General features: G+C 69.1%; 15 protein-coding genes. 10 read left to right on the plus strand and 5 right to left on the minus strand.

Going from position 1 to position 16276, the window contains the following annotated elements; genetic code table 11:
• Complete coding sequence (locus tag HMJ39_RS12485) at positions 1 to 285, minus strand: acylphosphatase (protein ID WP_161384814.1); 285 nt, start codon at positions 283 to 285, stop codon at positions 1 to 3.
• On the minus strand, positions 275 to 1591 hold the full coding sequence (locus tag HMJ39_RS12490) for a YihY family inner membrane protein (RefSeq protein WP_161384813.1): 1317 nt from the start codon (positions 1589 to 1591) through the stop codon (positions 275 to 277). Before HMJ39_RS12490 ends, HMJ39_RS12485 begins: the two co-directional genes overlap by 11 nt.
• Positions 1592 to 1695: 104 nt before the next feature.
• On the opposite strand from HMJ39_RS12490, the gene arsC reads away from it, so the two are divergent.
• The 10 genes from arsC (at position 1696) to betT (ending at position 12018) form a co-directional block, all read left to right on the plus strand.
• Positions 1696 to 2049 carry an arsenate reductase (glutaredoxin) gene (gene arsC / locus HMJ39_RS12495; RefSeq protein WP_161384841.1) on the plus strand — a complete coding sequence of 118 codons (354 nt, stop codon included), beginning with the start codon at positions 1696 to 1698 and terminating at the stop codon, positions 2047 to 2049.
• On the plus strand, positions 2046 to 2654 hold the full coding sequence (wrbA, locus tag HMJ39_RS12500) for an NAD(P)H:quinone oxidoreductase (RefSeq protein ID WP_161384812.1): 609 nt from the start codon (positions 2046 to 2048) through the stop codon (positions 2652 to 2654). Before arsC ends, wrbA begins: the two co-directional genes overlap by 4 nt.
• Positions 2655 to 2681: 27 nt before the next feature.
• Positions 2682 to 3023, plus strand: a complete 342-nt coding sequence (locus tag HMJ39_RS12505; protein WP_161384811.1) for a DUF2069 domain-containing protein — start codon at positions 2682 to 2684, stop codon at positions 3021 to 3023.
• The gene (locus HMJ39_RS12510; RefSeq protein ID WP_161384810.1) at positions 3013 to 3705 is read left to right on the plus strand and encodes an RDD family protein; all 693 of its coding nucleotides are present in this window, start codon (positions 3013 to 3015) and stop codon (positions 3703 to 3705) included. The genes HMJ39_RS12505 and HMJ39_RS12510 overlap by 11 nt, the downstream gene beginning before the upstream one ends.
• A complete protein-coding gene (locus HMJ39_RS12515; RefSeq protein WP_194297575.1) occupies positions 3702 to 4670 on the plus strand; it encodes a stage II sporulation protein M in 969 nt (322 codons plus the stop codon). The genes HMJ39_RS12510 and HMJ39_RS12515 overlap by 4 nt, the downstream gene beginning before the upstream one ends.
• Positions 4657 to 6276, plus strand: a complete 1620-nt coding sequence (locus HMJ39_RS12520) for a DUF4129 domain-containing protein (protein ID WP_194297576.1) — start codon at positions 4657 to 4659, stop codon at positions 6274 to 6276. The genes HMJ39_RS12515 and HMJ39_RS12520 overlap by 14 nt, the downstream gene beginning before the upstream one ends.
• The gene (locus tag HMJ39_RS12525) at positions 6273 to 7514 is read left to right on the plus strand and encodes a DUF4350 domain-containing protein (RefSeq protein ID WP_194297577.1); all 1242 of its coding nucleotides are present in this window, start codon (positions 6273 to 6275) and stop codon (positions 7512 to 7514) included. The genes HMJ39_RS12520 and HMJ39_RS12525 overlap by 4 nt, the downstream gene beginning before the upstream one ends.
• Positions 7511 to 8479 carry an AAA family ATPase gene (locus HMJ39_RS12530; protein WP_194297578.1) on the plus strand — a complete coding sequence of 323 codons (969 nt, stop codon included), beginning with the start codon at positions 7511 to 7513 and terminating at the stop codon, positions 8477 to 8479. Before HMJ39_RS12525 ends, HMJ39_RS12530 begins: the two co-directional genes overlap by 4 nt.
• A gap of 82 nt (positions 8480 to 8561) precedes the next feature.
• Complete coding sequence (locus HMJ39_RS12535; protein ID WP_194297579.1) at positions 8562 to 9896, plus strand: DUF58 domain-containing protein; 1335 nt, start codon at positions 8562 to 8564, stop codon at positions 9894 to 9896.
• A gap of 91 nt (positions 9897 to 9987) precedes the next feature.
• A complete protein-coding gene (gene betT, locus HMJ39_RS12540) occupies positions 9988 to 12018 on the plus strand; it encodes a choline BCCT transporter BetT (RefSeq protein WP_161384804.1) in 2031 nt (676 codons plus the stop codon).
• A 110-nt stretch (positions 12019 to 12128) separates the two neighbouring features.
• Here betT and HMJ39_RS12545 read toward each other — a convergent pair whose 3' ends face one another.
• The 3 genes from HMJ39_RS12545 to HMJ39_RS12555 all read right to left on the minus strand — a co-directional run bounded on the left by HMJ39_RS12545 (position 12129) and on the right by HMJ39_RS12555 (position 16170).
• A complete protein-coding gene (locus HMJ39_RS12545) occupies positions 12129 to 14369 on the minus strand; it encodes a TonB-dependent receptor (protein ID WP_194297580.1) in 2241 nt (746 codons plus the stop codon).
• A 279-nt stretch (positions 14370 to 14648) separates the two neighbouring features.
• Complete coding sequence (locus HMJ39_RS12550; protein ID WP_194297581.1) at positions 14649 to 15647, minus strand: DUF4880 domain-containing protein; 999 nt, start codon at positions 15645 to 15647, stop codon at positions 14649 to 14651.
• A 4-nt stretch (positions 15648 to 15651) separates the two neighbouring features.
• Positions 15652 to 16170 carry a sigma-70 family RNA polymerase sigma factor gene (locus HMJ39_RS12555; protein ID WP_161384801.1) on the minus strand — a complete coding sequence of 173 codons (519 nt, stop codon included), beginning with the start codon at positions 16168 to 16170 and terminating at the stop codon, positions 15652 to 15654.
• Positions 16171 to 16276: the final 106 nt, after the last annotated feature.

Here is a 16276-nt window from a genome sequence, read left to right on the forward strand (position 1 = left end):
TCAGACGCCAATCTCGAAATCCGTGTAGCGGCGGAGTTCGGCCTCGCTGACGCACAGCCCGGTGACGTCGGCGCCTTCCGGGCCTTCGCGCATCCAGACGATGAGCGTTTCCACCGCGTCGTCGCCGCCCTCCAGCCAGGCTTCCACGCGGCCGTCGGGCAGGTTGCGCACCCAGCCGGCGACGCCCAGATGGCGCGCCCGTTGCTGGGTGGAGGCCCGATAGTACACACCCTGAACACGGCCCCGGACGGTAACTTGTCGGGCAATTTCGGATTTATTGTTCATTTTTTTCATCCCGTTGATGGTGATCGTCGTTGTCCTCGCCCACCCGGTTCTCGAACAAACTTTCCAGGTCGAATTCCAGGGGCCCGTGCAAGCCCCGGCGGGCCTCGTCGCAGCGCTGCTTGAGGGTGGCCTCCCAGGGTTCCTTGCCGTGGGCGTTGACGCGCAGCTGCTGCTCCGCCGGCCAGGGCATCATCGCCACCAGCTGCGACAGGGTGAGCCGGCGCAGGTCCCGGGTCAGCACGTAGCCGCCTTCCTCGGTGCGCCGGATCAGCCGGCAGTCCTGCAGCAGGTTGCGGAAATCGTCCCAGTGGGTGACGCCGGACTCCTGCATCACCTGACGCACCTCGGTGCTGCGCAGAATGCGCCCGTGGCGCTGGCGCTCCCAGAACACCCGCAGCAGGCGCAGCAACGCCTGGGTGCCGGGCACCCGGCGGCGGTGCTCCTGGAACACCACCAGGGCGCGCACCAGCTCGGCGCCGAGCAGCACCAGAATCCAGGAAATATAGATCCACAGCAGGAACAGCGGCACCGCCGCGAAGGCGCCGTAGACCACCTGGTAGTTGGGCGCGTGCTTGATGAACTGGGCGAAGGCGGTCTTGGCCAGCTCGAACAGCAACGCCGCCACGGCGGCGCCGATCAAACCCTGACGTACCGGCACCGAGGTGTTGGGCACCATGATGTAGAGCAGCGACAGCATGGCGAAGGTGAAGAAGAACGGCAGCACCGACAGCCAGAAGCGCACCCCGCCCAGGTAGGCCACGGTGTCGCTGATCAGCGACACCGAGGTCAGGTAGGAGGAGATGCCCAGGCCGGCGCCCAGCAACAGCGGCCCCAGGGACAGCACCGCCCAGTACGTCATCAGGCTGAACAGCCCCTTGCGCGGCTGGCGGATGCGCCAGATGCGGTTGAGGGTCTGCTCGATGGTGCGCAGCATCAGCACCGCGGTGACGATCAGAAACACCACCCCCACGCCGGTCAGATTGGTGGCCTGCTGGGAAAACGTCGCCAGGTAGCCGAGAATCTGGTTGCCCGCCGAGGGCACGAAATATTCGAACGCCCATTTCTGGATCGCCAGGCCGCGTTCGTTGAGCGATGGAATGGCGGCGATCACCGCGAACATCACCGTCATGATCGGCACGATGGCGAACAGCGTGGTGTAGGTCAGCGCCGCGGCGCTGGACTGACAGCCGTCTTCCACGAACTGACGCCGCAATAACTGCAGAAACGCCCACACCGACGCCGCCCGGGCGCGGAACGGAATCACCGGTGGTTCGTCGGTTTTCGCCGGCTCGTTGTTCTCGCTCACTGGTTTCCTTAAGTCGTTATCCGTTTCGTCGCCGCCGCTCCTACAATGGGCGCGGCGCGTACCGTACAATGCCCCGCATCGAATCCATCAACGGCATTGCTCCAATGGCACAGTACACCATCTACCACAATCCGCGTTGCTCAAAATCCCGCCAGACCCTGTCCCTGTTGCAGGAACACGGCGTCGAGCCGGAGGTCATCAAGTACCTGGACACGCCGCCGGACGCCGACACCGTGCGCGATCTGGTGGGCAAGCTGGGCCTGGCCCGCGCCCATGATCTGGTGCGCGCCAAGGAAGCGGAATACCGCGAAGCGGGCCTGAGTCCGGACGCGGATGACGAAACGGTGATCCAGGCCATTGCACGTTATCCGAAATTGCTGGAACGTCCCGTGGTCGTCAAGGGCGGCCGGGCGGTACTGGGGCGGCCGCCGGAAAACGTGCTGGATTTGATCGGATGAGCGACTACATTCTCGTGCTCTATTACAGCCGTACCGGCTCGGTGGCCAACCTGGCCGGCCAGGTGGCCCGGGGGGTGGAAGCCGGTGGTCTGGAGGCGCGCCTGCGCACCGTGGCGCCGGTGTCCGCCAACCACGAGGCCACGGCGGCGCCGGTGCCGGACAGCGGCGCGCCCTACGCCACCCTGGACGATCTGGCCGGCTGCGCCGGCCTGGCGCTGGGCTCGCCCACCCGGTTCGGTAACATGGCCGCGCCGCTCAAGTACTTCCTGGATCAAAGCAGCGATCTGTGGATGGGCGGCGCGCTGATCGGCCGGCCGGCGGGGGTGTTCACCTCCACCGGCAGCCTGCACGGCGGCCAGGAGAGCACCCTGCTGTCGATGATGCTGCCGCTGCTGCACCACGGCATGGTGCTCACCGGCGTGCCCTATTCCGAACCGGCGTTGATGACCACCACCGGCGGCGGCACGCCCTACGGCCCCAGCCACGTGGCCGGCGAGCGCGGCGACAGCGCCACCAGTGACGACGAGAACGCCATTGCCCGGGCTTTGGGGAAACGGCTGGCGCACACCGCCAGAAAATTGAGCCGGCCCCTGAACGGGGCATAACGGCCGCGGGGGAGCGGAAGGACGAACATGCTGGATTTCATTTTACGCGCTTGCTACGCGCTGCTGTTGTTGCTGGGCGTGGCCGCGCAGTTCTGGTTCGCGCCGCCCAACGCGCCGGTGGCGGCGTCGGTGATCATGGCGATGGTGCTGTATCTGCCGCTGTTGCTGATGGCGGTGGCGCCGCTGCGGCTGCATCCGCGCTCGCTCACCTGGCTGTGCTTCCTGCTGCTGTTCTATTTCTGCGGTTACGTGATCCAGTGTCTGAACCCGCCGCCGCAGCGCACTCTGGCCATCGTCCAGCTGTCGCTGACCGTGGTCCTGTTCCTCGCCGCCATGCAGTTGATCCGGCGGGGCCCCCGTGCGGATTGACGACCAGCTGCACATCGATACCCCGGAAGGCGCCCGGCTCAGCCTGTCCCTGGCCGGGCCGATTCCCCGTGCCCTGGCCTACGGGCTGGACCTGGCCCTGCGCGGGCTGATCCTGTTCCTGGTGTCGATTCCGCTGATGCTGATGGGCGGCCACGGCTACGGCCTCTACCTGGTGCTGATGTTCCTGCTGGAATGGTTCTACCCGGTGTTCTTCGAGATGCTCTGGCAGGGCCGTACCCCGGGCAAGCGCGCCATGAAGCTGGCGGTGGTGCACGGCAACGGCGCGCCGCTGAGCCTTAACGGCAGCCTGGTGCGCAACCTGCTGCGCACCGCCGACCTGTTCCCCATCGCCTACCTCACCGGCTTCGTGGTGATGCTGATCTCGCCGCGCCTGCAACGGCTCGGCGACCTGGCCGCGGACACCGTGGTGATCCACGTGCCCGAGCCGCTGCAGGCGCAGCGGTCCCCCGGCGAGGGCAGCGAGGCACCGGACTGGCCCCTGAGCCGGGACGACCAGCTGGTGCTGCTGGCCTTCAGCGAACGGGCCCCGGGCCTGTCCCGGCAGCGCCAGGAGGAACTGGCGCGGCTGGCCTTCCCCGAGCAGCCGCCACCGGCCGCCCTGGAAAAACTGCGCCGCGTGGCCCGCCACGTGCTCGGCGACCCGGGCGGAGGGCGGCCATGAGACAGAGCCAGTTCGAACTGCGCTACCGGCCGCTCTGGGAGCGCCTGGAAACCACCCTCAAGGGGCTGGAAGGCGTGGGCAAGCCGCCGGCGGAAAACCTGTCCGCGTTCGCCGCCGACTACCAGAGCCTGTGCCATCAGCTGGCCCTGGCCCGGGAACGCGGCTACAGCCTGGCGCTGCAAAGCTACCTCAACGACCTGATGCTGCGCGCCCACCGCCAGCTCTACCGCCACCGGGCGCCGCTGCTGCCGCGCCTGGCCGCCTTCTTCGCCCGGGGCTTTCCCCAGGCGGTGCGCCGCCAGTGGCGCTGGCACCTGATCAGCACCCTGGCGTTCGTGCTGTCGGCGGCGCTGGTATGGGGCCTGATCCAGCACGACCCGGAGCTGGTGCACACCGTGGTGGGCCCGGATCAGGTCGCCGACCTGGAGGAAATGTACCACCCGGACCTGCGCGATACCGGCGACCGGGGCCGGGCCGACGACGTAATGATGTTCGGCTATTACATCTACAACAACATCGGCATCGCCTTCCGCACCTTCGCCGGCGGCCTGCTGCTGGGCGTGGGCGCCCTGCTGGCGATGCTGTTCAACGGCAGCTTCTTCGGCGCCGCCGCCGCCCACCTGAGCCTGGCCGGGGCATCACAGCCGTTCTTCACCTTCGTGATCGCCCACGGCGCCCCGGAGCTCACCGCCATCATGCTGGCCGGCGGCTGCGGCCTGAGGCTGGGCTGGTCGGTGCTGGCGCCGGGCTCCTGGAGCCGGGTGGACGCGGTGCGCCGGGCCGCCGGCGAGTGCCTGCCGGTGATGTACGGCGTGTTCGTGCTGCTGGTGATCGCCGCCTTCATCGAGGCGTTCTGGTCGTCCCGGGAGCTGGCGCCACAGATCAAGTACGGCGTCGGCGCGGCCTGCTGGGGCGTGCTGTACCTGTACCTGTTTCTGGCCGGGAGGCGCCATGGATCTGAATAGGATCAATGCCCGCCTGGCGCCGCGCTCCTGCTGGCAAGCGGTGGACTTCGGCACCCGCCTGTACCGGCGCTGGTGGCGCCAGGGCGCCCTGGTGTGGCTGGTGTTCACCGCCCTGCCCTTCGCCCTGCTGGCGGGCTACGGCGCCGCCACCCGCAGCGTCTGGCCGATGTTGGTGTTCTGGTGGCTCAAGCCGCTGTGGGAGCGCCCCCTGCTGGCCTTCTACAGCCGCGCCCTGTTCGGCGATTACCCGAGCCCCTGGACCCTGCTGCGCACCTTCCGGAGCTACGGCGTCAACGGCCTGGCCGGCCAGCTCACCTGGCGGCGGCTGAGCCCGATGCGCGGTTTCCTCACCGGCGTGTGGCAACTGGAAGGCAGCAAGGGCGACAAGGCGTCCGGGCGCCTCTCCGTGCTGCTGCGCCCGCCCAGCCAGCGTGCCGGCACCCTGACGCTCACCGTGCTCACCCTGGAGCACCTGATGACCGTGGCCCTGGTGGTGCTGGCGATCACCCTGGTGCCCTGGCAGTTCAACCTGGAGTTCAGCGTCTGGTTCCAGGAGCAGAGCCGGCTGCAATGGGCGTTCGCCAACCTGGCCTGGTACCTGGTGCTGATGGTCACCGAACCGCTCTACGTGGCCACCTCCTTCGCCCTCTACCTGAACCAGCGCACCTGGCTGGAAGGCTGGGACCTGCAGCTGGGTCTGACGCGCATCGGCGAGCGGCGCCGGCGCGCCGGCCGTGGCGGCGCCGCCCTGCTGGTGCTGCTGGCCCTGTTCAGTGCCGCGCCGCATCCAGCGGAAGCGCAGGCCGGCCAGCCCGAATCGCGACTGAAGCGGGATGCCGCCCAGTCGCTCCTACCGCCTGTAGAAAGCGGTAGGAGCGACTTCAGTCGCGATAACGGCGCCACCGAAAGTGCCAGCACCGACAAGGACGCCCCCAAACAACAAGCCCTGGACCTGCTCGCCTCGGACACCTTCATGCCCTTCGAGGAACGCCAGGACCGGCGCCTGCGCGAATCCCTCCGCGACGACGACAACGACAGCTGGTGGCGGGACCTGCTCAAGAAGCTGCTCGAACGGGACCGCGACAACAGCGACCGCGACGACCCCCTGTCGATCCCCGACACCGTGGTCGAAGGCATGGGCTACCTGCTGTTGCTGGTGCTGCTGGGCGTGATCCTGGCGCTGATCCTGCAGCGCCTGCCCGGCGGCCTGGCACGCCGCCGGCGCGGCCCGGAGATGCCGGTGAACGTGGCCGGCCTGGACACCCGCGCCGACAGCCTGCCGGCGGACCTGAACCAGGCCCTGGACGACGAACTGGCGCGCGGCGACATCCGCGCCGCCCTGGCGCTGCTGCTGCGCGATGGCCTGATCACCCTGTTCCAGCGCCACCCCACGCCGCTCACCGCCGGCGCCACCGAGCAGGACTGCCTGCGCGCCTACCGGCGGCTGCTCGGCGACGCCCCGGTGGTGGCCTGGCTGGCGGATTTGATCGACGCCTGGACACGCACCGCCTGGGCCCACCGGCCCAGTGACCGGGAGTGGGTGCGGGCGCTGCGCGACCGCTGGGGCGAGCTGCGCCCGGCCCTGACCGGGAGGGCGCCGTCATGAAGCGCTGGTTGATCCTGTTCGTGGTGCTGGTGGCCGGCCTGGTGGCCGGTTATTACTGGGCCACCGAGCCGGTGCGCTACATGGCCCCGGCCCGGGCCGACGCCGCCGCCCGCGACCCGTTCCTGGCCGCGCGCACCCTCCTGGATCGCTGGCAGCGGCCCAGCCGCCGGGTGTTCAGCACCCGCGCCCTGTTCCCCCTGCCGGCCACGGACACCACCCTGATCCTGGACGAATACCGGGGCGATCTGGGCCGCGACCGCATCCAGGCGCTGCTCGACTGGGTGGCCGCCGGCGGCACCCTGATCGTGGCGGCGCGGCCGGTCTACGGCGACCAGGACGAGGACCGGGAGCGCGCCGACCCGCTGCTGGAAGGCGTCGGCGTGCACGCCCGGCGGCTGCCCAACGAGAACGACGACGACGATGACCCCATGGCCACCATGCTGGACCGCTTCCAGCCCATGGAAAGCCTGTTCCTGGAGTACTGCCTGGGCAGCGACGACCCGGAAATGCAGCGCCAGTGCGAACGGCTCACCTGCGAGGCCCCGGCACGGGCGGCGCCGGCGCTGACCCGGGACTTCGACGGCACGCCCCGGCGGCTGCAGATCCTCAACAACCTGGTGCTGCTCTACAGCGGCGCCGAAGGCACCCGCATGGCGGTGCTCGCCGACAACGACCAGGGCCTCAAGCTGATCGGCCTGAACCACGGCGCCGGCCTGATCACGGTGGTGGCCGGCCTGGATTTCTGGAACAACGACCACCTGCACTATTTCGACCACGCCTGGCTGCTGCGCCGGCTCACCGGCGACGGGCCGGTGTGGTTCGTGCAGGGCATCGACATGCCGCCGCTGCCGCTGTGGCTGTGGGAACACGCCTGGCCGCCGATGCTGGCCCTGGTGCTGGCCCTGGCGCTGTGGCTATGGCGGCGGCTGCCGCGCCCGGGGCCGCGATGGCGGCCGCCGGGCCAGGACACCACCGACTACCTGGGCCACCTGCGCGCCCTGGGGCATTTTTACTGGCGCACCGGCCAGGGCGAGGCCCTGGTCTCGCCCCTGCGCGACGCCGCCCGGCGCCGGCTGGCGCTGCTGCACCCGGACCCGGAGCGGGCCCTGGCGCTGGCCGCGCAAAAACTGGCCATGGATGAGAACGAACTGCGCGCCGCCCTCGGGCCGGCGCTCAAGGACCGCCCGGGCTGGACCCGCCAGGTGGCGGTATTGCAACGGATCAGGAGCCGTCTATGACACCGCGAACCATCGAAGAAGCCGCCGAGCTGGCCAACCGGATCGAAACCCAGCTCAACCAGGTGCTGATCGGCCAGCCGGCGGTCACCCGCCAGGTCATGCTGGCGCTGATCACCGGCGGCCACGTGCTCATCGAGGGCGTGCCCGGCCTCGGCAAGACCCTGCTGGCGCGCAGCCTGGCGCGGGTGCTGGAGCTGGATTTCCAGCGCATCCAGTTCACCCCGGACCTGATGCCCTCGGACGTCACCGGCCATGTGCTGTTCGACAGCCAGACCGGCGACTTCCGGGTGCGCAAGGGCCCCGCCTTCACCAACCTGCTGCTCGCCGACGAGATCAACCGGGCGCCGGCCAAGACCCAGGCGGCGCTGCTGGAGGTGATGCAGGAACGCCAGATCACCATCGAGGGCGAGACCTTCGAGCTCGACCCGCCGTTCGTGGTGCTGGCCACCCAGAACCCGCTCGACCAGGAAGGCACCTACCCGCTGCCCGAGGCGGAGCTGGACCGCTTCCTGTTCAAGATCCTGATCGACTATCCGGAACTGGAGGACGAAACCCGGATGGTGGAAATGGTGCTCGACGGCAGCCTGCCGGACAGCCTGGACGCGGAGCAGCTCACCCCGGTGACCAACGCGGAGGGCATCCTGGCCCTGGCCCACCAGGCGGAGGCGGTGATCCTGGACCGCGCCATCATCGACTACATCCTGCGTCTGGTGCGCGCCACCCGCGAGCACCCCAGCCTGATCCAGGGCGGCGGCCCGCGCGCCAGCATCGCCCTGGCGCGCACCGCCAAGACCCAGGCGCTGCTGGCCGGCCGCGACTTCGTGATCCCCGACGACATCAAGCAGGTGGCGCCGCCGGTGCTGCGCCACCGTCTGCGCCTGGGCGTGGACGCCGACATCGAGGGCCAGACCGTGGAATCCGTGCTCGAACAGCTGCTCGAACAAGTGGAGGCCCCGCGCCAATGACCGCCCCCCTGTCGATCACACCAGCGCCGGCGAACGCGGTAGCCACCGCCGGTGCCATGGCAGCCGGCAACCAGGTGCGAGCATGCCGGTAAGACCGGGCGCGCGGCTGATCCAGGCGCTGCTCGGCTGGGCGGCGCTGGGCGCGCTGCCGTTGCTGGCGCGAGCCTGGGCGCCGGCGCTGGCGATGCCGGTGCTGCTGGCCTGGGCGCTGCTCGGCGCGCTGCTGGCGTTCTGGGCCCTGGACGACCTGCGGCGCCTGCGCCGGCGGCCCACGCCCCGGGCCGAACGGCGCCTGCCGGCGGCCCTGGCGGTGGGCGTGCCGCACACCGTGACCCTGACCCTGGACACCGGCGGCGTGGCGGAACGCTGGGTGGTGGCCGACCACCACCCCGCCGATGACATCGACACCGGCCTGCCGCGCACCCTGACCCTGACGCCGGGCCATGAACAGGTGGCGGTGACCTATCCGTACCGGCCCAGCCGCCGGGGCCCGGTGACCTTCGGCCCCATCGAGCTGTGGCTGCCCTCCCCGCGCCGCCTGTGGGAAGGCCGCCGCCGCATCGACGCCGAACGGCGGGTACCGGTGTATCCGGATTTCTCGCCGATTTCCCGGGCCGCCCTGGCGGTGGACAAAAGCCGCACCCGGTTCGGCGCCCGGGTGCAGCCGCGCCAGGGCGAGGGCCTGGAGTTCCACGAGCTGCGCGACTACCAGCCCGGCGACAGCCCGCGCCGCATCGACTGGAAAGCCACCGCCCGGCGGCGCCGGCTGATCACCCGCCACTTCCAGGACGAACAGAACCAGACCGTGTGGATCCTGCTCGACGGCGGCCGCCGCATGGCCCTGCCGGTGGGCGGGCTGACCGCCTTCGACCACGGCCTCAACGCCGCCCTGCTGCTGGCCTGGTCGGCGCTGCGCCAGGGCGACCGCGCCGGCGCCATGCTGTTCTCCGCGGAACAGCCGCGCTGGCTGGACCCGGTGCACGGCCAGCACGGCATCCAGAACCTGCTGCAGGGCTTCTACGACGTGCACCCGGCGGACCGGGCCAGCGATTTCAGCCAGGCCGCCCGCCACTTCCACGGCCGCTGGCCGCGCCGCTCCCTGGTGGTGATCGTCAGCCGCGTCCAGCCCGAGGACGGCGACGACCTGCTCACCGCCGTGCGTCTGCTGGGCCAGCGCCATCTGGTAATGGTGGCGGACATGGCCCTGCCCGAGCAGGAGGCCCTGCGCCGCACCGACGTCACCGAGCTGGACGACGCCCTGCGGCTGGCCGCCGACGCCCGCGAGCACCAGGAGCGCCGCGACCTGCACACCCGCCTGCGCCACGCCGGCGCCCATCTGGTGGCCGCCACCCCGGCCACCCTGGCGGAGCGGTTGGGGCAGGCGTATCAGCAGCTGAAACGCGCCGGGCGGCTTTAAGCGCTCACACTTTTCTCACACCCCGCCTGTGTTAGCCTCAAGGGCTCTTTCTGTACCCTGTACCGGCCGAAAGGATAAGGAGAGCCCAAAGATGGCCAATGAATCGGAATCACCTACCCCGGATTCCCCCAACGTAAAAATCAATCCACCGGTGTTCTTCACCTCCGTGGCGATCATCGCCGGCCTGGTGATCTTCTCGGTGGTGGCGCCCAAGGTGGCCGAGAACTTCTTCGACGGGCTCAAGAACTGGATCATCTCCGACGCCGGCTGGTTCTATGTGCTCACCGTGGCGATTCTGATCTCCCTGGTGGTGTTCCTGGCGATCAGCCGCTACGGCGACATCAAACTGGGCAAGGACCACTCCGAACCGGAATACAGCTACACCTCCTGGTTCGCCATGCTGTTCTCCGCCGGCATGGGCATCGGCCTGATGTTCTTCGGCGTGGCGGAGCCGGTGCTGCACTTCGGCGACCCGCCCATGGCGGAACCGGGCACCATCGCCGCCGCCCAGGAAGCCATGCGCGCCACCTTCTTCCACTGGGGACTGCACGCCTGGGCGATCTACGCCATCGTCGGCCTGATCCTGGCCTATTTCAGTTTCCGGCATAACCTGCCGCTGACCCTGCGCTCGGCGCTCTACCCACTGATCGGCAAGAAGATTTACGGCCCGCTGGGCCACGCGGTGGACGTGTTCGCCGTGGTCGGCACCGTGTTCGGCGTGGCCACCTCCCTGGGCTTCGGCGTGGAGCAGGTCAACGCCGGTCTCACCTATCTGTTCGGCATTCCCAAGAACGAATGGGTGCAGGTGGGGCTGATCATCGGCATCACCGGCCTGGCCACCATCTCCGTGGTCACCGGCCTGGACGGCGGCATCCGCCGGCTCTCCGAGCTCAACCTGGGGCTCGCCTTCCTGCTGCTGATGTTCGTGCTGTTCCTGGGCCCCACCGTGTTCCTGCTCAAGGCCTATGTGCAGAACCTGGGCGCCTACCTGTCCGAACTGGTGAACATGACCTTCAACCTCTACACCTACCAGCCAAAGACCGGAGACGGCCCGCAGGACTGGATGGGCGGCTGGACCCTGTTCTACTGGGGCTGGTGGATTTCCTGGTCGCCGTTCGTGGGCATGTTCATCGCCCGGGTGTCCCGGGGCCGCACCATCCGTCAATTCGCCCTGGGCGTGATGCTGGTGCCCGCCGGTTTCACCCTGTTCTGGATGACCGTGTTCGGCGACTCCGCGATCCAGATGATCCTGGACGGCATCTATCCGGAGCTGGCCGCCCAGGTGGACGAAGACAAGGCGGTGGCGCTGTTCCACTTCCTGGAGCAGTTCCCCTGGTCGGGCTTTATCTCCGGCGTCGCCACCCTGATGGTGGTGGTGTTCTTCGTCACCTCCTCGGACTCCGGCTCCATGGTGGTGGACATGCTGGCCTCCGGCGGCCACGACGACACCCCGGTGTGGCAGCGCATCTTCTGGGCCAGCTCCGAGGGCGTGGTGGCCATCGCGCTGATGCTGGCCGGCGGCCTGGGCGCCTTGCAGTCCGCCACCATCGCCTCGGCGTTGCCATTCTCGGTGGTGCTGCTACTCACCTGCTTCGGCTTGCTGCAATCGTTGCGGGTGGAGGGCATCCGAAGGCTGAGTTTCCAGAGCAACCTGGGCACCGCCCCGGCCACCATCCACGTGGGCCACACGCCACGCAGCGGCGGCTGGAAGGTGCGCCTGAAGGGTATGGTGAGCTTCCCGCACCGGGCCCGGGTGCTGCAGTTCGTCCGTGAAGTGGTGACGCCGGCGTTCAACGCCGTGGCCGAGGAGCTGCGCAGCCATGGCCTGGAAGTGGAGGTCAAGGAAGGCGACGACCGCGCCACCCTGATCGTCAGCCACGGCCAGGAAACCGACTTCCTGTACGGCGCCCGGGTGCGCGGCTACGCGCGGCCCTCGATCACCCTGCGGCAGCTGGAGCATTCCAAGCGGCACGCGGATACCGACCAGTACTTCCGCGCCGAGGTGTTCCTCCGTGAGGGCGGCCAGGATTACGATCTGATGGGCTTCACCCGGGAACAGGTGATCAGCGACGTGCTGGATCAGTACGAGAAGCACATGCACTTTCTGCATATGCTTCGGTAATACGAAGAGCATCGCGACTAAAGCGGAACGCCGCCCGGTCGCTCCTACGGGACGTTGTAGGAGCGACCGGGCGGCGCTCCGCTTCAGTCGCGATCATCCTAACGTTTCGATCAGAAGTTCACGGTAATCCCGGCGCTATAGCGCCGCCCGTCCAACACCCGCCCGAAGTTCTCGCTGTCCACGTCCTTGTCGAGCACGTTGTAGACGCTGCCGTACACCTCCACCCGCTCGGTGAGCCCGTAGATCACGCCGGTGTCCACCAGGGTGTAGCTGGGGTACTCGTCGGTGAGCCCGCCCCGGCCGGCCACCTGTTCCGCCTTGCCCTTGAAGCGCGCCTTGGTCCACAGCCGGGCGGCGTCGTTGACGCGCCAGTTCACGCCCACGTTGGCGCGGTGGCGGGGCTGGTCGTTGAGCGGGTTGCCCTCGTTGTCGCCGGACAGCTGCTCGCTGTCGGTGAAGGTGTAGTTGGTGTCCACCCGCACGCTGTAGCCCACCGGGAAGGAGAAGGTCACCTCGGCGCCACGCACGCGGGCCTCGTCCACGTTGGTGTAGCGGTACAGTTTTTCGTAGTCGTAACCCTGGTACACACAGGTGGCGTCCGGGCCGGACACGCGGTCGCAGATCAGCGGCTTCTCGATCTTGTCGTCGTAGTCGGTGTGGAACACGGTCACGCTGGCCTGCACGCCGTTGTAGCCTTCCCAGAGCGCGCCCAGTTCGTAGGTCAGGCTCTTCTCCGGCTTGAGGTCGTCGTTGCCGATGTCGCCGCCGTCCGTGGAGGGGCCGCCGCCACCTTCCACCCAGTTGGAATCGCCCTGCTTCAGGTCCGGGGTGCGGTAGCCGGCGCTGACGCCGCCCTTGAGGGTGAACCGGGGCGTGAAGTTGTACACCGCGTAGGCCCTCGGCACCGCCTCGCTGCCGTAGTTCTCGTCGTCCACCCAGCGCAGGCCGGCGGTGAGCGCCAGCGGCTCGGTGACGAACCACTGGTCCTCGGCGAACAGCGCCATGTCCCAGCGCTCCAGGGTGGACTCACCGATGGCGCGGCTGGGGTTCTCGGTTTTCTGCTCGCGGTACTGGCCACCCACGGTAAGCACGTGATCGGCCAGCGGGATGGCGGTCTGGGTATTGGCGGTGACCCGCTCGTAGAGCGCGTTCTGGGTCTGGTTTTCCAGCTCCTCGCGCTGCACGTAGCTCTTCGAGCTGACGTCGCCGGCCCACAGCAGATCGTGGCTGAGCGCCTGGTGGCGACGCACGGTGTACAGCTCGCTGTCGCCGCGCCCGCCGGTGTTTTCCACGGTGCCGATGGTGGTCTGGTCGGCGTAGCCCGCTTCCAGGGACAGGGTCTGGTCATCCCCCGGGGTCCAGGACAGCTTGGCCGTGGTGTTGTCCCGGTCCAGGTCCCGGTAGCCGCCCTCGATCTGGTCCTCGTCGCGCTGGTAGCGGGACCCGGTAACCGTGAAGCCCAGGGTGTCCTCGATCAGCGGCCCGCTCAGGTAGTAACGCTGCTGCTGATAATCACCGGACTCGTGGCTCTCCTGTTCGGTGCGCTCCAGGGTCACGGAACCGCCCCACTGATCCGGCGTGCCCTTGGTGATCACGTTGATCACGCCGCCCAGGGCATCGGAGCCGTACAGCGAGGACATCGGCCCGCGGATCACCTCGATGCGCTCGATGGCGGAGATCGGCGGCAGCCAGCCGTACTCGGCGCCGGAGCCGAAGCCGTTGTAGTAGGACTGGCCGGAGCCCTGCGGGCGCCCGTCCACCAGGATCAGGGTGTACTTGCTGTCCATGCCGCGGATCGAGATTTCCTCGGTGCCGCCCTTGCCGGAGGGGCCGTCGTCCACGTACACGCCGGGCACGTCCTGCAGCGCCTGGGTGATGTCCCGGTAGGACTTGCCTTCCAGGTCCTCGCGGCTGATCACGGAGATGCTGGCCGGAGCGTTGGTCACGTCCACGGCGCGACCGGAGGCGGACGCGGAGGTCACGCTCACTTCCGGCAGGCGGTGTTCGCGGTTGTCCGCCTTCGGCAGCCGGCGCAGCCGGTAGCTGCCGTTGGGCTGGCGCACCGCTTCCAGGCCGCTGCCGGCGAGCAGCGCGCGCAGGCCGCCACGGGCATCGTAGCGACCGTCCAGGCCCGAGGTGGTCTTGCCCTCGGTGAGGCGGCCGTCGATCACCAGGGTCAGGCCCGCCTCGCTGGCGTAGCGGCTCAGGGCGCTGTCCAGGCGCCCGGCCTCGATCCGGTATTCGCGGGCCTCGGCGGCGACCGCCGGCAGCGGCGCCAGCACGGTGGCGGACAGGGCCAGGCACAGTCCGGCGGCCGGCAGGCGGCGCCGTAACGTTGAGAAACGCATCATTCTCCGATCCTTAGCAGGGGTGAATTTCGTGTGGCTATACCGGTACCCCGAACGAGGACGGGAAAAGTGCTACGCCGCGTGGAAATTTTTTTGGGGGAGGAGGATTTTCAAGCCAGGCGAGGATCGCGCCTGAAGTCGGACAACGGCCGGCGGCCGAATCCAACGCCGAATCGCGACTAAAGTCGCTCCTACCGCTCCAGCCCTGGTAGGAGCGACTGGGCGGCACTCCGCTTTAGTCGCGATCCGGCGCCGGAATGAACTCCAGCCCCGATCGCTCCTTCAAACGGCGCTGACCCGCACCAACCAAGGCGTGCGGTAATGCACCGCCACCGGCAGCGCCTGGGCCAGGGACTGCAGCGCGTAATCCGTATCCGGCACCCGGAAGGCCCCGGACACCACCCGCTCCGCCACCGCGTCATCGCAATACAACAAGCCGTGGCGGTAGCGCCCCAGCTCGGCCAGGAAATCGCGCAGCGGCAGACGGTCGGCGCGCATCACGCCCCGGGTCCAGTCCAGGGCGGCGGCCCGGTCCAGCGGCACTCGCCGCACCCCGTCCGCCGACAACCAGGCCGCTTCGCCGGCCAGCAGGGTGGCTGCCCTGGGTGCGCGACCCATCGCGGCTGAAGCCGCGATGGCCCCGGGCCCGGTCAATACCCGCACCCGGCCCGCCAGCACCGACACCGCCAACCGCTCGCCGTGGTCGCGCAGCACCACCTGGCTGTCGGCGGCATCCAGAGCCATTTCCGCCATCTCCAGCCGCAGCGGGCCGCCCCCGGTGCCCCGGCTGTCCAGGGCGATCTCGCTGCCGGGCAATACCCGCAAACGACGCTCGCCGTTGAACGCCAGGTTCACCGCGCTGGCGGTATTGAGTTTCAGGCTGGAACCGTCCGGCAGGGTCAGATCGCGCTGCTCGCCGGGGCCGCTGCGGCAATCCGCCACCGCCCGCTCCACCCAGCCACCCCGCGCCACCAGGGCGCCGGCGCCGGCCAGACCGAACAGCGTCAGGGCCTGGCGGCGACTGAAGCGGCGCGACCGTTTCAGGGAGTGGCGGGCCACGTCCGAAGGCAGCTCGCCCAGGCGGCCGGCGAGCCGTTCCACCTCGGCCCAGGCGCGCTGGTTGCCCGGGTGCGCCGCCAGCCAGGCGGCCCAGTCGCGATGGCCGGCGTCGTCCATTTCCCCGGACCAGAGCGTCACCTGCCACTCCAGCGCCGCTTCCAGGCGGCCGGGTTCCAGGCCATGGCGGGCGGCGTGGCGCCCCAGGGCGGCGTTGGCGGTCATCGGCTCATTCGTCCAGGGCCAGCAGGCAGGCCTGGGTGGCCTTGAGCATGTACTTGCGGACCGCGCCGTGGGAGATGCCGAGGCGCTCCGCCACCTGGTGGTAGGTGAGCCCTTCGAAGCGGGACAGCAGGAAAGCCCGCGACACCTTGTCCGGCAGGCGGTCCAGGGCCTGGTCGATGCGCACCAGGATATCCAGCACCAGGGCGCGCCGTTCCGAGGACGGCGCTTCCTCCTCCGGGCGCGCCGCCAGGGCTTCCAGGTAGGCGCTTTCCAGCCGGCGGCGGCGGTGCAGGTCGATCACCAGCCCCCGGGCGATCTGGGTCAGGAATGCCCGGCCCTCCCCCGGTGGCGGGTAGCGGCCGGTGTCGATCAGGCGCACGTAGGTGTCCTGGAGCAGGTCGGCGGCGTCGTCCTGGTCGCCGCCCAGGCGGCCGCGCAGCCAGCCGAACAACCACTGGGCGTGGTCGCGGTAGAGGGTGCCGACGTGGGCGTTCAGGGCATTGCTCAAAGTCGTGGAGGCCATGGCATCCGGAATGTCTGGACCGCGGCAAAAGCGGGTGATTTGCGAATACAAATAGGAATAATTATCAATAGCGGGAATATAAAGGAGTGGTGGGTGGGTGGCAAGT

This window comes from Alloalcanivorax profundimaris (assembly GCF_015265435.1).
GTDB classification, from domain to species: Bacteria; Pseudomonadota; Gammaproteobacteria; order Pseudomonadales; family Alcanivoracaceae; genus Alloalcanivorax; species Alloalcanivorax profundimaris.

What these genes read in the sequence shown, in the direction of transcription:
- HMJ39_RS12485 (WP_161384814.1), bottom strand. Translation starts at nt 285, where the DNA reads ATGAACAATAAATCCGAAATTGCCCGACAAGTTACCGTCCGGGGCCGT.
- arsC (WP_161384841.1), top strand. Translation starts at nt 1,696, where the DNA reads ATGGCACAGTACACCATCTACCACAATCCGCGTTGCTCAAAATCCCGC.
- wrbA (WP_161384812.1), top strand. Translation starts at nt 2,046, where the DNA reads ATGAGCGACTACATTCTCGTGCTCTATTACAGCCGTACCGGCTCGGTG.
- HMJ39_RS12505 (WP_161384811.1), top strand. Translation starts at nt 2,682, where the DNA reads ATGCTGGATTTCATTTTACGCGCTTGCTACGCGCTGCTGTTGTTGCTG.
- HMJ39_RS12515 (WP_194297575.1), top strand. Translation starts at nt 3,702, where the DNA reads ATGAGACAGAGCCAGTTCGAACTGCGCTACCGGCCGCTCTGGGAGCGC.
- HMJ39_RS12520 (WP_194297576.1), top strand. Translation starts at nt 4,657, where the DNA reads ATGGATCTGAATAGGATCAATGCCCGCCTGGCGCCGCGCTCCTGCTGG.
- HMJ39_RS12525 (WP_194297577.1), top strand. Translation starts at nt 6,273, where the DNA reads ATGAAGCGCTGGTTGATCCTGTTCGTGGTGCTGGTGGCCGGCCTGGTG.
- HMJ39_RS12530 (WP_194297578.1), top strand. Translation starts at nt 7,511, where the DNA reads ATGACACCGCGAACCATCGAAGAAGCCGCCGAGCTGGCCAACCGGATC.
- HMJ39_RS12535 (WP_194297579.1), top strand. Translation starts at nt 8,562, where the DNA reads ATGCCGGTAAGACCGGGCGCGCGGCTGATCCAGGCGCTGCTCGGCTGG.
- betT (WP_161384804.1), top strand. Translation starts at nt 9,988, where the DNA reads ATGGCCAATGAATCGGAATCACCTACCCCGGATTCCCCCAACGTAAAA.
- HMJ39_RS12545 (WP_194297580.1), bottom strand. Translation starts at nt 14,369, where the DNA reads ATGATGCGTTTCTCAACGTTACGGCGCCGCCTGCCGGCCGCCGGACTG.
- HMJ39_RS12550 (WP_194297581.1), bottom strand. Translation starts at nt 15,647, where the DNA reads ATGACCGCCAACGCCGCCCTGGGGCGCCACGCCGCCCGCCATGGCCTG.
- HMJ39_RS12555 (WP_161384801.1), bottom strand. Translation starts at nt 16,170, where the DNA reads ATGGCCTCCACGACTTTGAGCAATGCCCTGAACGCCCACGTCGGCACC.